Source organism: Humiphilus diazotrophicus, from assembly GCF_059726315.1.
In genome coordinates, this window is the sequence record NZ_AP040870.1 from 2,592,270 (window position 1) to 2,608,943 (window position 16,674).

The following is a 16,674-nucleotide window of genomic DNA, read 5'->3' on the forward strand; positions in this document are numbered from 1 at the left end:
TCCTTTCGTAACAATCGACATCACCCAAAACTTTGGAAACCGGCTTGCATATAAGCTGTGCATGACACCTGCACAGCTTATCGTCCTGGCACCATGTTCGCTCCTTTTCGGAGCCATGCTGCAATTGCTGGTCGCACGGTTACTTTCTTCGCGTGCAAAAGGCATCCTGGCGTTTTTGTGCTGTCTACCGGCACTCGTTGCTGTAGGAGCAACACTACCTTTGATTTTGGCTGGTCAGTCCCTGGATCTTCATTTATTCGGATGGGACGGGCCTCTAGCTCTGGTACTGCATGTAGACGCATTGAGCTTGTTGTTTGCTTTTATGGGCTCATGTTTAGGCGCGATCGTTCTGTTCTATTCGATCGGCTATATGGCACAGGACCGTTCTGCCACGCGTTTTTACGCAACCATGCAGATCTTCATCTGCGGATTCATCGCGCTTGTATATAGTGCAAATCTGCTTTTCTTCTATCTCTGCTGGGAGGTAGTCGGACTCTGCTCCTTCAGCCTGGTTGGATTCTGGTACAGCAATGAAGAAGCGGTACGCGGAGCGCGCAAAGTCCTGCTGATGACGCACCTCGCCGGTTACGGATTGCTCGCCGCGATTCTGATCATCTTCCATCGCACCGGAAGCCTGTTGTGGACCGATCCCGCTGTGGCACATGCCTTCTCTGGCGGAGTTTTCCTCTTGATGCTGGTAGCTCTCATCGCAAAATCGGTTCAGGTTCCACTTCACACGTGGATTCCGGAGGCGATGGCTGCACCTACCCCGGTAAGCGCGCTGCTGCATGCAGCCTGCTATGTAAAAGCTGGTGTTTATCTGGCAGCACGCATGTACAGCTTTGGACCACATGCTCCATCTTTGAGCGCGGTAGTGGTCTGGATTGGAACTATCACCATGGTTGTAGGTGTCATGTATGCCATGGTGCAAACCGATCTGAAGCGCATGCTGGCATTCCACACCGTCAGCCAGATCGGCTACATGATCACCGGTATCGGCATAGGAACACCATTGGGCATAGCTGCAGGGCTATTGCACTGCCTGAATCACGGATTCTTCAAAGGCGGTCTCTTCCTCTCTGCCGGCTCGGTACAGCATGCCGCCGGAACTCGCGACATGAATAAGCTCGGTGGACTTGCGCAGCGGATGCCCCGCACAACTCTGGCATGGCTTGTGAGTGTTGGCAGCATGATGGGCGTTCCACTGATGAGCGGCTTCACCAGTAAGTGGATGCTTTACTCGGCAGCATTGCAGTCCGGATGGACCATTCCGGCACTGGCTGCCTGGGTAGTAAGTCTGGGTACAGTCTTCTCCTGTTTGAAAGCAACGAACTCCGTCTTTCTTGGATCTCCGACGGAGTGCACGGAAAAGGCTCACGAATCCCCACTATCGATGCAATTGGGCTTGGGCTTGATTGCTACCGGAAGCCTGGTTCTCGGTGTTGCGCCACAGATTGCCGTACGGCTATTTCTGAATCCGGTTCTTGCAACGCTGGGCTTCAGCGAAGGCGTACAGGTCTCATGGTTTGGTCTGGCTTCTTCGGCTGGAAGCTTCTCAACAGCCGGAGGCTTGATTCTGGCCGTTGTATCAGTAGTCTTCGGTGGGCTGATCTACTTGATGGCAAAGCCCGCGACGGCAAGCAGTGAAGTAGTTTTAGTAGGTGCTGGAGGAGGAGTCTTTACTGGCGGCGAACCGCTCTCGGGTGACGGGCGGTTGCCGGCACACGACTTCTCCGCCACACTCAGTGAAAACTGGAGCGGCTTCTTCCGGTGGTCAAATGTCGATCGCGTTTATCTGGCTGTAGGCCAAGCACTGCGTGCAATCTCCAGTGGTGTCGGACTTCTGGTGTCATGGCTGGAGAGCAATGCAGTTACCTTCGTAGTGCTTGGCACCTTAGCGATGGTTGCAGCTCTACGTTGGTCTACTGCACCAATAGTCTCAGTCATTGGTCATGAAGCTTCACGAGTCCCATTGCTTCTAGTTGCCGGTTGCGCTTTGGCCTGTGTGGCTATCTCGCTCGTCGCGCTCGCAAATAAGGCATGGAGAAGCTACGTTCCATTGCTATTCATCTCCGGGTTCCTGGCTGTAGCGGGCCTATATGCGTCCAAGCCATCCTTAAGGCTTGCTTTACTGGAGATCGCGTCCGCGACGACAGTACTCCTGGTATGGCAGGCGGCTCCAAAACCTCGCACTAGATTCCTCTATGCAACTGTATTCGTTCTGTCTGCAGCGTCTTTACTCTTGAGTGAATCGTTAGCTGCACAACCCCAATGGGCTCGCGCGTTGTTTGTAACTGGCATTCTCCTCAAGCTGGCTGCTGTCCCGCTCTTCTTCTGGCTGCTCAGCCTGGCCGACGAAGTTCCTTCTGTCGTCCTGGGATTGATGATTGCTGTAATTGATATTGCAGCGTTTGGAGAACTCACGGTTACGGCACAAGCTTCTCCCTGGCTTATCACTCCTACCAAGCTGTGGTTGGTAATAGCAGGAGTTTCGGCACTCGGTGGCTCATTGCTCATGCTCTCTCAACGCAGTCTCAAACGGCTACTGGTACTCTCCACCGTCGAAGATATAGGCTTCCTGTTGCTGGGAATCGTCTCGGCAACAAGCCTAAGCTTCACTGGCGCAATTACCGGTGCGGTAACTCACGCTCTAGCAAAGGCATTGCTGTTCGCCACCTTGAGCACTCCAGAAGCCGACGGGACATTGGAAAACGGAAAGGGACTGACCAGCAGATATCCGGTAAGCGGTGCGGGCTTCCTCTTCGGAATGCTAGCAATGCTCGGAGTTCCCCCCACTCTAGGCTACTCGGGCCGCTGGCGACTCTATGAGACGGCACTGCAGCACGGACCTTTCGTACTGCTCCTCTTCATACTTTCTTCAGCATTCGCACTGATTGCATACGTGATGGCCTTAACCCGCTTCTGGTGGGGACAGCCTGACGAAAACCAAAACGACTCCGTTGGGGAGACATGGCTCCTGCGCGGAACTCTCATTGTGCTAATCGTCGCACTACTGGCGGCAGGTCTCTGGCCGGATGCACTTACAGCACTGCAATGGAGGTTGCCATGAATCTTTGGAAACGACTGTTGTGCTTTGGACGCCGTCACAGCCCCTGGCTGTTTCATATGAATTCCGGCAGTTGCAACGGATGTGATATTGAGCTAGTCGCGAGCCTTTCTCCTCGGTATGACGCGGAACAGCTTGGTGTTCAACTGCAAGGAAGCCCGAGACATGCAGACATTCTGTGTGTCTCCGGGCCTGTAACTCGCAACGCAGTAAACGCCATCAAGACCGTCTACGGACAGGTCCCGTGTCCAAAAGCTGTAGTTGCCACTGGCTCATGCCCAGCCTCGACAAATGTCTTTATCGATAGCCGAGTACTCGCAGGGCCATTAGCCCAACATATCCCGGTAGACGTGTATGTCCCGGGCTGTCCACCACGGCCTGATGCCATCATGCGCGGCATTGCTCAGGCAGCCCAGCTCATAGCTGAACGAAAGGGTGGACAAGCTGATTCCGAAAAAGAGGCTGAATCATGAACTTGACCTCCATACTGATACGTTTTCTGATCTTTCCCGGCTTGCTCTTTGCGGTTCCTGCTGCATGGTTCTTTTTGTGGATGGAGCGAAAAGCTGTTGCTGTAATGCAGCAACGCGTCGGTCCTCCCTTCATGCAGCCCTTTATCGATTTCCTCAAGCTGATGGGCAAAACCCCTCCGGCTCGCCGCGGTATCAACGACCGCATCATGCAGATGTGGCCTATACTCTCGGTTGCAGCTTCGGCAGGTGCGGTAGGACTTCTGCCGATATTGCCACAATCGGGAGGTTTCGCAGGCGACCTGATTCTCTTGCTAGCGCTTCTGGAATTACCTTCGATGTTTTTGATCGCCGCAGGATTCTCTTCCCGATCGATCTTTGCCGAGATCGGCTCCGTACGGGAAGCCATCCTCAGCGTTTCATATAACGTGGTCTTCCTTCTCGCCATTGTTTCGATTGCTGCAGCGCAACACACCTTTAGGATTGAAGCTCTGGCTAGTCTGCCAGCTTCTCCGCTGCGCTGGCTCGGTGTCTTGGCGATTCTCGTTTGCCTGCCTGCGAAACTGCACATAAATCCCTTCTCGCTTCCCAATGCAGAACAAGAGATTTATGCCGGACCGCTGACTGAATACGTCGGACCGGAACTGGCGATGTGGGAACTCGCACATGGCTTGGAATGGGTAGCGGCTACAGGACTTGCAGCAACATTAATTCTGCCGCACTTCTCATCCTGGCTTCTTTCCATAGTGCTGTTCATCGTGGTTATCTCGCTTATCGTGTTTCTGCTCTCAACACTGGCAGCAGCTACGGCTCGACTTGCTCTCGATACCTCTGTACGTTTCTACAGCCGCTGTGCACTGGTCTTCGCCGTGCTGGCAATCTCGTCGGTACTACTGATGAAGGTGAAGCTATGAACATACTTACTTTGCTTCTGAAAAATTTGACGCGCCGGGCGATCACTGTCCGCTTCCCCGAACGTCCTCCGGTCAGTGCCAGTTATCGCGGGCTGGTCCAGTTCGATCAAACCCGGTGTACCGGATGCGCAATGTGTGCGTTTCGGTGTACATCGCGTGCAATCACATTTCGTAACAGTAAGACCGAATACAAATGGAGCTACGATCCGGGCCAGTGTACCTATTGCGGCCGATGCGTCGATGGCTGCGAATCCAAAGCTTTAAGCATGGAATCGGATTGCCCGCCCGTGTACCTGGAAGCCGGATCTCTGAAATGTTCCTACACCATTCCGCGTAAACCGCCTGCTCCGAAACCGGCGCCGGTGGTGCAAGCGAATACTCCCCTGGCAGGAGAAGCAAAATGAGTACTCTTGATGCAATTCCCGAAGAGCTGATGCACAGCGGCGATTGGGAAAAGAAAAGCGGTTCGTACTGGATGACGCCTGAAGCTTTGGGTCCAAGAGCCGTGACAGAGATGATGAACCTTCGCGATGCGCGCTTCATCACGATCACGGCAAAAGAACTTCCCGACGACGACGGCATCCGTATGGATTACCACTGGGATCTCGAAGGTAAGATATTCACCTTTGTCTTCACCGTCCAGGACAAAAAGATCGAAAGTATTTACGACTTATGCGAAGCAGCCAATTGGATCGAACGAGAAATTCACGAGTACTTCGCTGTCGACTTTGTAGGACGTGAGTACGAACCTCTCTTCCTGCGAGAAGGAGACAAGATTGGCGTCAATCTTCGCGAGGAGGACGAATGAGCTACAAAATTCCAATGGGGCCATACCACCCCGCACTTGAAGAGCCCTACAAGCTCGATCTGATCTGCGATGGAGAAACCGTAACGGATGCGCACCTTCATATCGGTTTCAACTTTCGCGGAATCGAACATCTTGCCGAAACACGCAACTACGTTCAGGTAATTGCTTTAATGGAGCGCGTTTGCGGCATCTGCTCAAACGTCCATACGCTTTCGATCTGCCAGACGATCGAGCAATTGGCAGAGATAACAGCACCACCGAGAGCCCAATACATTCGCGTCATCATGGCGGAACTTGAGCGGCTTCACTCTCACGTCCTATGGGCCGGAATCGCAGCCAAATTGATGGGCTTCAAAACCATGTTCATGACTTGTTTCGCCTTACGCGAAAAAGTGATGGATATTCTCCAGGCCATCTCCGGAAATCGCGTGAATTACGCGATGAACTGCGTAGGCGGAGTCAATCGGGATATTAACGATCCGGAAGACATCCTGCGAATGGTGGATGCCCTGGAACACGAGATGGTTCGCACGGTTATTCCCATCTTCACGACCAGCAGGACTGCACTTTCACGTTGTGCGGGAGTAGGAGTGTTGACGCGCGAACAGGCGCGAGCATGCGGCGTGGTAGGACCGACAGCCCGTGCCTCAGGACTGCCTCAGGATATCCGTCGTGCCGCTCCATACGCCGCCTATAACGAAATGACGTTTGAAGTACCGGTGGAAACCTCTGGAGATGTAAAGGCCCGTCTACAAGTTCGTGCGCTGGAGATCATCGAAAGCTGCAGCATCCTGCGGCAGGCACTTCGCAAATTGCCGCCAGGAGAACTGCGCCAGGAAGAGGAAGAGCTAATTATTCCCGAGGGAACTGCCGTTAGTCGTATTGAGGCTCCACGCGGGGAGGTTATGTATAGCATCTCCTGGGAAGAGGACTCGGATACGCCAAGCCGTGTGCATGTGCGGACGCCGACCTACGCCAATATGCCCGCAGTTCGCTGGATGGTATTTGGCGCTCGACTTGCAGATACACCATTAATCCAAGCCTCGATCGATCCCTGCTATTCATGTACGGACAGGTAGCAGCATTCAGGAATTACCTGCGTGAGGCCATTTTGAAGATTTTCGTAAGGGAGAAGTAGTATGCCGAACATTAGTATCATCACCGACGCCTGCATCAAAGATATGCTCTGCATCGCTGTGTGCCAGAGGAAAGCTATTCATCCTAAAAAGGATGAACCGGACTTTGACAGCGTAAAGCAATTGTTTATCAATCCCAAACGGTGCATAAGCTGCGGTTCTTGCATTTCCGTTTGTGAATCGAATGCAATCTTCGATATCGAAGAACTTCCGGACGACAAGAAGCACTTTATCGAAATTAACGCTGCTCATTTCAAGAAATAGCCTATGGCAGTGGTCCTGCACCCGCCGCCTCGCAAGATAGCGGCGGGAATGCACTCCAAATAGTGCACTCCCTTCCCGACACACCCGCCTACTCTCGCCTACATACAGTCCCCAACCTCTTACAAAGCAGGAAACGGTCGGATTTCCAGCTTTGTTCCAAAACGTACCACTCACTGTGCTCAACTCTGGAACATGTGCTTATTTTGGATCTTGGCTGATTGTCGTTCTACCGAATTAAGAGATCGTGGGAGTCCGAAGCCGAGACGATAAAGACTTTAGGAGTAAACCGGTGTTGCACGACCCCTTACCGAATTGGGGATGTGCAGGTTCTCTTTCTGGAAAACCTGCATAAGTATCTTTAGCCCTGGGATAGGCCTTCGCTGGTTCAGCCGCCAATGGAAGACATCGCGGACGACCTGTCCATAGCTGCCGGGGGCATTTTCCCCTGCAGATAATCCATCAATGTTGAGAATGCAGTATCCGTATCGCCTGTTCTTAGTAAAGTTGCAAGCGGTAAAGAGCGGGAGTCCATCAAGCAGCGATAGACACGCCCATAGGCGTCAAGCCGCAATCTTTCGCAACGGGAGCAAAAAGGATGCGACCTTGGAGTAATCCATCCAACATGTACGTCTGCGCCCTTCCATCTCACGATAGAAAGACTGGCAGGGCCGCTCTGGGAACTAGCTATCGGTATAACGGCCCCCCTCTCAACCAGCCATTGTTGAACCTCAGAAGCTGCTACGTATTCGGACTCGCACCACTGGCGCTCAGTTCCAGTGCGCATAAGTTCGATAAATCGAATTTCCAACTGGTGTGAAGAAGCGAAATCCAATAAGGCGGGAACATCCCGTTGCCAGGCCGAGCTTCTCAGAACGGCGTTGAGCTTTACCGGTCTTAAACCGCTGGCCAACGCCGTCGAAATACCGGTCAGCACATCTGACAACTCCCCACCCCGAGTAATCTCGGAAAAGCGCTCTGGATCGAGGGAATCGAGTGAAACATTCACACGATTTAAACCTGCTTCTTTCAGCTCCGGCGCCAGTTTGCCCAGAAGGGTTCCGTTAGTAGTCATCGTCACTTCTTTGACCTGCGGAATCCGTGTAAGCGAGGAGATCAGACCAGAGACTCCGGGACGCACGAGTGGCTCCCCGCCTGTTAATTTGATTCGATCAATACCCAGGGATTGGCATAGCCAGGTAGCTATAGAGGTCAACTCTTCGAGCGAAAGCAGCTCATAATGAGCAGGCTTGAGAATGCCCGTTGGCGGCATGCAATAGCGACAACAAAGATTACAGCGATCCGTTAATGAAATACGGAGCAATCGTACAGTTTTCACAGCTGGCCTGGATTCATCCTGGTAAACCGATAATTTATCTTGACCCCATTGCATACGACGGCTTTCTTTGCCCAAAATCTCACATATCGAATTGCAATTCCTTCGCCAATTGAAGCTCTACATTGACTCTTTTTTCGCATTTCGTGGAAATCGTGGCTTCCAAATACGGATGTAGGATTGCCAACGATCAAATTCCTGGCCATATAAGGAATAGAGGATCCGGCAGTTTCAGACATGGGAAGAGGAGTGGTATGCTTTCAGCGAAGTCCCCCTAAACGAAGGGAGTCTTTTCTTTGTGTGCGGTATCCCTCGTAAACCAATTGCACGAACCTGGATTCCCTCAAAAGGGAAAAGAAGCAAAGGATAGCAGCCGTTCGCCATTTTACAAATTCAAGGATTGAGGACAAGTTGATATGAAGATCAGTGCTCGAAATGTTCTGGCAAGTAAGGTGGATAAGGTTATCAAGGGAGCCGTAAATGCAGAGATAGATCTCACGCTCCAGGGCGGAGAGAAGATCGCCGCAACCATTACGAATACCAGCGCGGATTCGCTGGGCCTCGCTGCCGGGAAATCAGCTTACGCGATCATTAAGGCTTCAGAGGTAATTATTGGAAAAGGTCTCGAGGGTGGAAAGATCAGCGCTCGAAACGTGCTCAGCGGCGTAATCGCCAAGGTAACAGACGGGGCAGTAAGCAGCGAAGTAGTTGTGACCTTGCCAGGTGGGGCAGAAATCGTCTCTTCCATCACAAAGGAAAGCGCTCACGCATTGGGGTTAAAACAGGGGGAGAAAGTCAGTGCAGTCATCAAAGCCTCCAATGTGATTATTGGTGTGGACTAAGATAATCGCATCTTTCCCGATGCAAACCTGAACAGGAAAAGGAGGCAGATACCAGCTGCCTCCTTTTTTATCGTCGAATTCTAGTGCACAGCGGAAGGATCTCCAGCACCTTACCCGTCGAGAGTTGCAAAAAAAATAAGGTATGAAGCCCTGGCTCGTCGCCATTGCTTCATACCGAAAGTACTTCAATTCTTCTTTCTTACAGAGCTAATGAACCTTTCACCTACTGCTCGATTGCTCCGATGCTGGGAGGATTTGGTCTTGTAGCTCCCATGTAGTCAAGAGTCAATCCGGTAATCGCTGCACCTGCACCCTTTGCAGGGCTGTTTGCGGAAAGGTTGAAGTTGAAGTTGTCGAGTGTCGCTTCGCCGGTCATGCTTGCAGGCTCATTCTCGAACTTAGGATCGGCACAAAGCTCATTGGCATAGCCAGTTGACGGGCAACCACTGTTTCTCTGGTTGTAGATCAGGTTATGGTCGCGCTGTGTGAAATTCACACCTGAACTGAGATATGAGAAGCCCGGTAGCTGTGCGTCGTTGAACTTCGGATTGGCATAGCCCATCACGAGATTGTTGCGGAAGATGACCTGACTCGAACTGCAGTTATCGCCGCCACACTGAATGTCGAAGGTAACGTTTGAGTATCCGACGACGCTGTTGTTTATGAAGCTGAGAGTTCCGCCATCTTGAACCGCCATGGTTATACCATCACCGTTTGCGCGGCAGAAATTCGAAAGAGAAGCATTGAACTGCGTTGAGATATCACCAATTGGAGCTGACAGACGATTACAGTTCGTGACAGCCAGGTTGTTTTGGAAAACGATCTTCGTCATCGGGCCAAGTTTGTACTGCTGGCCCATATTTCCATAAGATGCGGAGTTTGTAACTGTGATGTTCGATCCTGAGACGTGCAGCAGGTCGAATCCATCTTGAGTGTTGTAGCGGAAGAGGCAGTGATCGCAGGTGAAGTTGAGCAGAGTATCCGGAGTTCCGACCCCATCGCCATAGCCACCGGAGTTCTGATCGGTGCAACCGAAGGATGGATAGTTGTGCGCTATCGGATACTCCTCATTGCAGCCATTCCATTCAACGGTTAAACGGCTGGCATTGACTGCGGCACTCGATGAAGACTGCCCACTTCCGTCATCGAATTCCCACCCAGCCAGTGAATTGCTCGCAATCCTGACATTATTGACGGTAACGGCGCCACCAATCATTCCATCGATTCCATTGTGTGTAAATCCATGGATATTCAGGTCGTTGAGCCAGACGTTTTTCGTCGTAATGTCCGTCATGATGCCGTTCTTGGCATAGTCATCCGAACCGTAATTGCAGCTTGTGCATTGCGAATGATCTGTCAGTTCAAAGCACTGTACGTCTACATATTGTGCGCCCACGAGATACAGATCTGCGTAAATGCCCCATCCGCCGAAGAGCTGAGTTTTCGGCTTTGTGCTGCAGCTGGCATAGTTCTCACCCAGAATGCGGGTGTGACGAGTAGAGGTTCCAGCCGGAATTGTGGGATTGTATGCTAGGTAGCTATCACCGAGGCTACTGCCGAAATCTCCACCCGCGGCATCTTGACCGACACGCCAGGGGCCGCCACGAACGATAACCGTATCTCCACCTGCAATTACCCATGCCTTGCTCTTTCCATCGGTATAGAGATAGCGGAAATCGTTAAAAGCGCAATTCTGATTCGTTCCATTTCCGGGATAAGCTGCATCGGCCTTTCCGTTGCACTGTCCAGTTGGTTTGCTGGCGGAATAGCGGGTTCCACCATCAGGACGGACATACCAGGTGGTTCCACCGCTGGCGGCGTTGATCTGAAGTGTAAAGTTGGCGGATGCATCCTGCTTTGTAGACGAGGAATCTGTTACCAGTACACCAAAGTTGAAAGCACCACTTGCAGTTGGGGTTCCTGAGAGAACGCCAGTTGAACTCAGCGTGAGTCCTGCGGGTAGTGAACCGGAACTTACGCTCCATCTATAAGGAGTCTGTCCACCCTTAGCGGAGAGCGTCGACGAATAGGCAGCTCCAACAGTTCCGCTAGACAGGCTGGAAGTAGAGATTGCTAACGCAGGAACCTGAGCAGCTGCGATGGAGACGGTAAAAGAAGCTTGCCGTGTCTGTTGAGTGAGGTATTCACTGTCAACCAACTTAACCGTGACAGGGAAGCTTCCACTCTGTGATGGAGTTCCGGAGATAACTCCACTCGAGCTCATCGTAACGCCTGTGGGAAGGCTGCCGGAAACCATGCTCCACTGATATGGAGAGATTCCTCCCGTTGCTGCCAGAGCTGCTTGATAGGCCGATCCAACTTTTCCGCCGGGCAGACTTGTAGTCGTGATAGCCAGCGTGTTCTGGATAGTCAGATGCAACACCAATGTCGCTTTGTGCTGGGTGCTTGCGGAATCGACAGCCGCCACAGTAAAGGAGAAACCGCCACCTCTATATGGAAGTCCGGAGATGACTCCATTCGAACTTAACTTAACCCCTGTAGGCAGAGTGCCAGATGCCAAGCTCCAGGTATAAGGAGATACGCCACCGCTAGCCGCAAGCGTAGTGCTATAGTTAACACCCACCTTTCCATCGGGTAGGTTTTGTGTTGTGATGGCAAGGGCTGTCTGGGCAAGAGCGGAGCTTTTAGAAGCTTGACATTGATGTGCTGCAACCATTGTCGCAGCAGATATTAATAATGTAACAATCAGTTTTTTCGCAAACATATACACCTAATCCGACATTTTTATTTTGATCTGGCAGTAGTTATCTCTCGCTTATGCTTTTGGGCACAAACAGAGCATGAATAGACAATCAAAACAACAATCGAAAGGGATCGGCGCGTGTCGATAAACGGCGATACCCGCAATTGGGCCCGTTAGAGAACAACTATTTTCTTTTTCGTTAATGGTGAACCTACATTACACAGCCAGTGCACGAGGGGCCAATATCACTTAAGTTGTAGCGATTCAACCCGAAGAGTGACAACGCTCACATTCGCTGCCCAGGTCGCTCATTCTTCACAGGCGCGACCTAACACATACCGGTAAATTCTCATGCCTGGATACTTCTTTTTGAGACGATGCAGCGGTGCAAGACCTGGCGATGTGCAGATCGAGCTCCTGGAAGGACTGGAAATGATCTCTTTCTCGGATACAGATGTAACAGTTCGGGTAATGGCAAGAAGGGAACACTAAGAGGAAGAAACACGCGCAGCTTATATTGCAGCAGCATTAATTGGAGAAAACTGTGCTCTGGGAATCGCTGGCGCGCCTACATCCTAGGAGAGATCTTCCAGAGCTCAAGAACTTGGCAATAGAAGTGGAACTTACGACCTCATAATTGTAGGCGCCAGCGTTTCAGGATTGAGTAAAGACAGGACAGATTGGGTTCACATTTCAAGCGATGGAGAATGAGCGAAGAGTGGCAATCTGTTGTTTGTCATGACGCCCCGGATCAATTTGCAACTCTATGACCTCCACGCCAGCAAGCTCCACAGAATAGTCCTCTATCTCGCGATTCGAACCTCCTGGGCTGAAAGTCCACTGTTGACGTAAGATCTCTCTGCGATTCCGATCGGATGTAATCGCATAGATGGCGAACTCTTGGCTCCTTTCCCTGCCGTCCTCCTGAAACTCCAGGCGTATACGACGAATTGCCCGGGGTTCGTCGAACATTAGACGAATTGTCTGAGGACCAGGCACCGATGCCCGCCATTCTCCGTCGGAAGTATTTCGGAACGCATTTTCTATTGGATGGGCTGGATCTTCCGACGAGACCTCGACTCTCGCTATCTCTTCGAGATTGAGGAATGGTTGTTCCGCAGGAGAGCTTCCAGAGCTCACATCAGTAGTAGACAAAATGGATTTTCGCATATAGTCCTCCAACCTGGTCTTGGATGCATGAGAGTTGCGGTGCGGGTATAAATCGATACAGGATTTTACGGCACGACTCCATTGCGGATAGACGGAGAGTACCGCATCTTGTCAAGTGCAAATTCTAAATCGCTTTAGAAAATTTTGAAGCGAATCTCTTCCCTCAATCCCCCGTCCGCTCCCGGCTGACTGATTAATTCCCAAATGTCGGAGGGGGTAACTGGGCAGTTTCCCACGGCCACGGGCATTTTCGGCAAAACGTAATAGAAGTTTCGAGCAAACAGTCCCTGTCGCCCGTAGGCAGTCAGACCGAGCAAAATTTGGAAGATTCGCTTCCCTGTTTCTCCAGATAACGGAGCATAGAGGCAAAGCCTCAAAATCCTGAACTAAACCGCTTTCGGTCTACCTCTTTGAGAGGGATGTTCGGGCACCCCGAGAGGTTAAGTACAGGACAGCAATCGACTTCTGCTCGCATCCCTCGAATTTTCCGGGGCGGCCACAGAGCAATTCCCGCACAGTTGCATAGCGAAATGCAAAGGCTTTTGCAACCTTTCACCACATATTGTGGTTTCGTGCAGACCTGCCTTTAGCTTATTGGATGAAACGAAAGCTGCACGTCACTACTCTTGGCATGTGTATACCTATGCGAGAAACGCCCTAATCAAGAGATTTAGTAAATAATTCAGTTGCGAAATAGATTGAGGCGCCAGCAGAAAAAGGTAATCGACGTCATAGCCAGAGCGAAAGCGCAACGAAAGCTTGTCCATCACCCTACGGATGCGCGAGAATGATCCGTATTTTGTGCACTGAGTTTTTGCACCACAGAATCTCGAAACTTCTCCTTCGGTGTCCCGCAACTTTTCTAGGAGCTTTATGTCGCGCTTGAACCCTTATGTCGTTTTACTGACCCTCGTCGCAACGTTGGGCGGATTACTTTTTGGATATGACACAGCCGTGATCAACGGCGCGGTCGATAGTCTGAAGACCTATTTCATTGATCCCCGATTTTCGGATCTGACAAACTCGGCCCAAGCGAATGCAGCAAATTCGCTGCTCGGCTTTGTGGTTTCGAGCGCGCTAATCGGTTGCATCATCGGAGGGCTGCTTGGAGGCTGGGTGAGCACCCACATCGGACGCAAACGTGGACTGATTATTGCTGCCCTATTCTTCCTGGTTTCAGCCCTCGGCGCCTCCGCCCCCGAATTTCCTTTTGCACCCATTGGCCACGGCGGGCCGGGATACATGGCAAACTTCGTCTTCTATCGAATCCTGGGAGGCATAGGAGTAGGTTTGGCTTCGATGTTATCGCCCATGTATATCGCGGAAATTGCACCGCCCAAGGTGCGGGGAAATCTTGTGGCATGGAACCAATTCGCCATCATCTTCGGCATGTTGGTGATTTATTTCGTCAACTTCGGAATTTCCAAGGTAGGAAGCGGCGATGCCTGGTTAAATTCCATTGGCTGGCGCTATATGTTCCTTTCCGGCACCATTCCTGCAGCTCTCTTTCTGATCCTCTTGTTCTTCGTACCCGAAACACCGCGCTTCCTGATGCTTAAAGGAAATGAGAGCGCTGCGCGCGCAGTACTTGCCAAGCTCGTCACACCGGAAGAGGCTGAGAAGGAACTTGCCGAAGTCCGCGCTTCGCTAAGCGAGCGTCACTCCGGCAAGCTATTCTCCTACGGCGCCCTTCTGATTTTCGTTGGAATTACACTGTCGGTCTTCCAGCAGTTTGTGGGTATCAACGTCGTACTTTATTACGCAACCGATATCTTCAAAGGCATGGGCATGAATACCAATGCCTCACTTTTTCAAACGATCATTGTCGGTGCGGTTAACCTTAGTTTCACTGTGGTCGCTATTCTGACTGTTGATAGATTTGGCCGCAGGCCGCTCCAGATCATCGGAGCATTGATCATGGCCGTAAGCATGATCTCTTTGGGAACAGAATTCTGCTTAGGCGGCAGGGGCTTAATCGCACTGATCTGTATGCTGGTATACACTGCAGGCTTTGCTGTTTCATGGGGTCCCGTAACCTGGGTGTTATTGAGCGAAATCTTCCCGAACCAGATTCGCGGCAAAGCCATGGCCCTGGCGGTCGCGATACAGTGGATCGCCAATTACCTCGTCAGCTGGACCTTTCCCATTCTCGATAAGAATCCTTATCTGGTAGAGCATTTCAAGCACGGGTTTTCGTATTGGATCTACGGAGCAATGGGCATCCTGGCAGCCTTGTTTATGTGGAAATTTGTCCCCGAAACCAAAGGACGTTCCCTAGAGCAGATGGAAGCGATGTGGAGGGGCGAAGCGGAAAAGTCACTGGAAGCAAAGTAACCTGCGAATAAATGGGGGCAGGCGGATTATCCCCGAGTAGGAATCGGATTCACTCCGTCTGTCCTTATGTCTAGGTTGCGAACTTTACAAGAATGAAGCCTCCCAAGAGGAGGATTGCCCTCAAATATAACGCTGCAAGTCCACCCGCCACCCTATACCTGTTCGCACGTTTCCCAAACGATAGGAATACATACCAGAATCGATATCAGCGCTTGCGTAAGTCTAGATAGGGAATTCCTCTAGATTCGCTAGCTCGCTGGACAGGAGAAATGTGCGTAGCATCACAACTGGCCTACAGCGTAAGTGCAATAATTCCGGCGTTGGACCTCACGACGATGCCTAAAGTGCAAGAACAGTCTTTCGCAACCTCTTATGACTTATCTGTAAAGCTTATCAGCGCTGTCGTTATTCTTGGATTCCTCGTCTTATTCATAATCACGAAAAGTGCCATCGCCGGAGCTTTAGGACTTACCGTAATTGCATTGGGTTACCTGTATTCACCGCGCTCGTACGAAATTTCCGATCAGGCCATCCTGATAAAACGTCTGATCGGGACAGTACGTTTTCCGCTCGAAAGTATCTGCGAATTCAGGGCTGGAACCGCCGACGACTTTCGAAGGTGTATTCGGCTATGGGCCAGTGGCGGACTATTCGGGTACTTTGGCTGGTTTAAGACAGCTAATCTCGGCAAGTGCAAATGCTATATGAGGAATCACAGCAATTCCGTCATTATTGTCACCCACCAAGGAACTATCGTATTAAGCCCAGACGATGTGTCCGGTTTTCTTGCTGCAATTCGGAACGTAGTATCGGTTCCCGAAGGTTCTGCGGAACAGACCAGTAAAAGAGTGAAAACAGAGAGAGTCGGAGTAGCTATAGGTATATCGGTCGGAGCAGTCGTCGCGCTTGGCCTCGCATGTGTTGCCTACTTCTTGCTGATCTATTCGCCAGGTCCACCAAAGTTAACTCTGACACCAAGCGCTCTGGCGATTCATGATCACTTCTACCCGGTTACAGTGAATGCTTCCGACATCGATGTCAGCGGCATAAAAATCGTAGATATCCGAACTGACCCAGAGTGGAAGCCAACAGCTCGAACCAACGGATTCTCAAACCTTCACTATCATTCCGGATGGTTTCAAGTGAACAGAGGGTCGGTTCGGATGTATTGGACAAACGGAGAGAAACTTATACTCCTGCCGTCCCGCCGAAGTGGCACAGCCGTTCTGTTTCAAGTAGACAATCCAGAGCAATTCGTGGATAAAGTTCGCCAGGAATGGGCAAATAATTAGCCGATCTTTTGTCGCATCAAAACATTTTTGTAGTGGCAACCTGCACCGGATTGCTTGATGCACTGTAGAATCCGCGCGCTTGCGATAGCACTATTTGTGACTGACGCAGAGAAAGACTGCGGTGTTGCATCTCGAGAAGCGCTAGGTGTGGGCTCGTCCTTCATCTGACTTTCTGCCTCTTTGCCTAAACATCCCAGTAATCTCTCGAAAACGCCATGATTCCCGCCAGCGGTAACACCGCCGTCAACGAAATGCTCTAGTTGCAACGCTGAAACAGTCTGGCCCAAAAGAGGAGTGCCGAGAAATCACTTTCGGCGCTCCTTCCTGTTGTTCAGTGAAG

At 51.3% G+C, this 16,674-nt stretch carries 13 protein-coding genes; 10 read left to right on the forward strand and 3 right to left on the reverse strand.

Features of this window, described 5'->3' with window-relative positions; genetic code table 11:
- Positions 1 to 61 precede the first annotated feature (61 nt).
- Genes AC6I7T_RS11520 through AC6I7T_RS11550 form a run of 7 tightly spaced genes read left to right on the forward strand, consistent with a single transcriptional unit; the run spans position 62 to position 6,659 of the window.
- Positions 62 to 3,070 (forward strand): proton-conducting transporter transmembrane domain-containing protein, encoded by a 3,009-nt coding sequence (locus AC6I7T_RS11520; RefSeq protein WP_497793545.1) that lies wholly within the window; start codon positions 62 to 64, stop codon positions 3,068 to 3,070.
- Positions 3,067 to 3,540 carry an NADH-quinone oxidoreductase subunit B family protein gene (locus AC6I7T_RS11525; protein ID WP_497793546.1) on the forward strand — a complete coding sequence of 158 codons (474 nt, stop codon included), beginning with the start codon at positions 3,067 to 3,069 and terminating at the stop codon, positions 3,538 to 3,540. Before AC6I7T_RS11520 ends, AC6I7T_RS11525 begins: the two co-directional genes overlap by 4 nt.
- Positions 3,537 to 4,451 (forward strand): NADH-quinone oxidoreductase subunit H, encoded by a 915-nt coding sequence (locus AC6I7T_RS11530; RefSeq protein ID WP_497793547.1) that lies wholly within the window; start codon positions 3,537 to 3,539, stop codon positions 4,449 to 4,451. The genes AC6I7T_RS11525 and AC6I7T_RS11530 overlap by 4 nt, the downstream gene beginning before the upstream one ends.
- A complete protein-coding gene (locus tag AC6I7T_RS11535) occupies positions 4,448 to 4,855 on the forward strand; it encodes a 4Fe-4S binding protein (protein ID WP_497793548.1) in 408 nt (135 codons plus the stop codon). The genes AC6I7T_RS11530 and AC6I7T_RS11535 overlap by 4 nt, the downstream gene beginning before the upstream one ends.
- Positions 4,852 to 5,259, forward strand: coding sequence for an NADH-quinone oxidoreductase subunit C (locus tag AC6I7T_RS11540; RefSeq protein WP_497793549.1), 408 nt, complete (start codon positions 4,852 to 4,854; stop codon positions 5,257 to 5,259). The genes AC6I7T_RS11535 and AC6I7T_RS11540 overlap by 4 nt, the downstream gene beginning before the upstream one ends.
- On the forward strand, positions 5,256 to 6,338 hold the full coding sequence (locus AC6I7T_RS11545; protein WP_497793550.1) for a hydrogenase large subunit: 1,083 nt from the start codon (positions 5,256 to 5,258) through the stop codon (positions 6,336 to 6,338). The genes AC6I7T_RS11540 and AC6I7T_RS11545 overlap by 4 nt, the downstream gene beginning before the upstream one ends.
- A gap of 60 nt (positions 6,339 to 6,398) precedes the next feature.
- Positions 6,399 to 6,659 carry a 4Fe-4S dicluster domain-containing protein gene (locus AC6I7T_RS11550; protein ID WP_497793551.1) on the forward strand — a complete coding sequence of 87 codons (261 nt, stop codon included), beginning with the start codon at positions 6,399 to 6,401 and terminating at the stop codon, positions 6,657 to 6,659.
- 385 nt (positions 6,660 to 7,044) lie between these two features.
- Here the strand turns inward: AC6I7T_RS11550 and moaA are convergent, their stop codons facing one another.
- Positions 7,045 to 7,995 carry a GTP 3',8-cyclase MoaA gene (moaA, locus tag AC6I7T_RS11555; protein WP_497793552.1) on the reverse strand — a complete coding sequence of 317 codons (951 nt, stop codon included), beginning with the start codon at positions 7,993 to 7,995 and terminating at the stop codon, positions 7,045 to 7,047.
- Between the two features lie 413 nt (positions 7,996 to 8,408).
- Here moaA and AC6I7T_RS11560 point away from each other — a divergent pair, with 413 nt between their 5' ends.
- The gene (locus AC6I7T_RS11560; RefSeq protein ID WP_497793553.1) at positions 8,409 to 8,834 is read left to right on the forward strand and encodes a TOBE domain-containing protein; all 426 of its coding nucleotides are present in this window, start codon (positions 8,409 to 8,411) and stop codon (positions 8,832 to 8,834) included.
- A gap of 223 nt (positions 8,835 to 9,057) precedes the next feature.
- Here the strand turns inward: AC6I7T_RS11560 and AC6I7T_RS11565 are convergent, their stop codons facing one another.
- Both AC6I7T_RS11565 and AC6I7T_RS11570 read right to left on the reverse strand, forming a co-directional pair.
- Complete coding sequence (locus tag AC6I7T_RS11565; protein WP_497793554.1) at positions 9,058 to 11,559, reverse strand: Ig domain-containing protein; 2,502 nt, start codon at positions 11,557 to 11,559, stop codon at positions 9,058 to 9,060.
- Positions 11,560 to 12,231: 672 nt separating this feature from the next.
- Positions 12,232 to 12,708, reverse strand: coding sequence for a hypothetical protein (locus AC6I7T_RS11570; protein WP_497793555.1), 477 nt, complete (start codon positions 12,706 to 12,708; stop codon positions 12,232 to 12,234).
- 873 nt (positions 12,709 to 13,581) lie between these two features.
- Here AC6I7T_RS11570 and xylE point away from each other — a divergent pair.
- Together xylE and AC6I7T_RS11580 are read left to right on the forward strand one after the other, a co-directional pair.
- Positions 13,582 to 15,042, forward strand: a complete 1,461-nt coding sequence (gene xylE / locus AC6I7T_RS11575) for a D-xylose transporter XylE (RefSeq protein WP_497793557.1) — start codon at positions 13,582 to 13,584, stop codon at positions 15,040 to 15,042.
- A gap of 269 nt (positions 15,043 to 15,311) precedes the next feature.
- Positions 15,312 to 16,334, forward strand: coding sequence for a PH domain-containing protein (locus tag AC6I7T_RS11580; RefSeq protein ID WP_497793558.1), 1,023 nt, complete (start codon positions 15,312 to 15,314; stop codon positions 16,332 to 16,334).
- The last annotated feature ends 340 nt before the right edge of the window (positions 16,335 to 16,674 follow it).

What these genes read in the sequence shown, in the direction of transcription:
- AC6I7T_RS11520 (WP_497793545.1), top strand. Translation starts at nt 62, where the DNA reads ATGACACCTGCACAGCTTATCGTCCTGGCACCATGTTCGCTCCTTTTC.
- AC6I7T_RS11545 (WP_497793550.1), top strand. Translation starts at nt 5,256, where the DNA reads ATGAGCTACAAAATTCCAATGGGGCCATACCACCCCGCACTTGAAGAG.
- xylE (WP_497793557.1), top strand. Translation starts at nt 13,582, where the DNA reads ATGTCGCGCTTGAACCCTTATGTCGTTTTACTGACCCTCGTCGCAACG.
- AC6I7T_RS11580 (WP_497793558.1), top strand. Translation starts at nt 15,312, where the DNA reads ATGTGCGTAGCATCACAACTGGCCTACAGCGTAAGTGCAATAATTCCG.
- AC6I7T_RS11540 (WP_497793549.1), top strand. Translation starts at nt 4,852, where the DNA reads ATGAGTACTCTTGATGCAATTCCCGAAGAGCTGATGCACAGCGGCGAT.
- AC6I7T_RS11530 (WP_497793547.1), top strand. Translation starts at nt 3,537, where the DNA reads ATGAACTTGACCTCCATACTGATACGTTTTCTGATCTTTCCCGGCTTG.
- AC6I7T_RS11570 (WP_497793555.1), bottom strand. Translation starts at nt 12,708, where the DNA reads ATGCGAAAATCCATTTTGTCTACTACTGATGTGAGCTCTGGAAGCTCT.
- AC6I7T_RS11550 (WP_497793551.1), top strand. Translation starts at nt 6,399, where the DNA reads ATGCCGAACATTAGTATCATCACCGACGCCTGCATCAAAGATATGCTC.
- AC6I7T_RS11535 (WP_497793548.1), top strand. Translation starts at nt 4,448, where the DNA reads ATGAACATACTTACTTTGCTTCTGAAAAATTTGACGCGCCGGGCGATC.
- AC6I7T_RS11565 (WP_497793554.1), bottom strand. Translation starts at nt 11,559, where the DNA reads ATGTTTGCGAAAAAACTGATTGTTACATTATTAATATCTGCTGCGACA.
- AC6I7T_RS11560 (WP_497793553.1), top strand. Translation starts at nt 8,409, where the DNA reads ATGAAGATCAGTGCTCGAAATGTTCTGGCAAGTAAGGTGGATAAGGTT.
- AC6I7T_RS11525 (WP_497793546.1), top strand. Translation starts at nt 3,067, where the DNA reads ATGAATCTTTGGAAACGACTGTTGTGCTTTGGACGCCGTCACAGCCCC.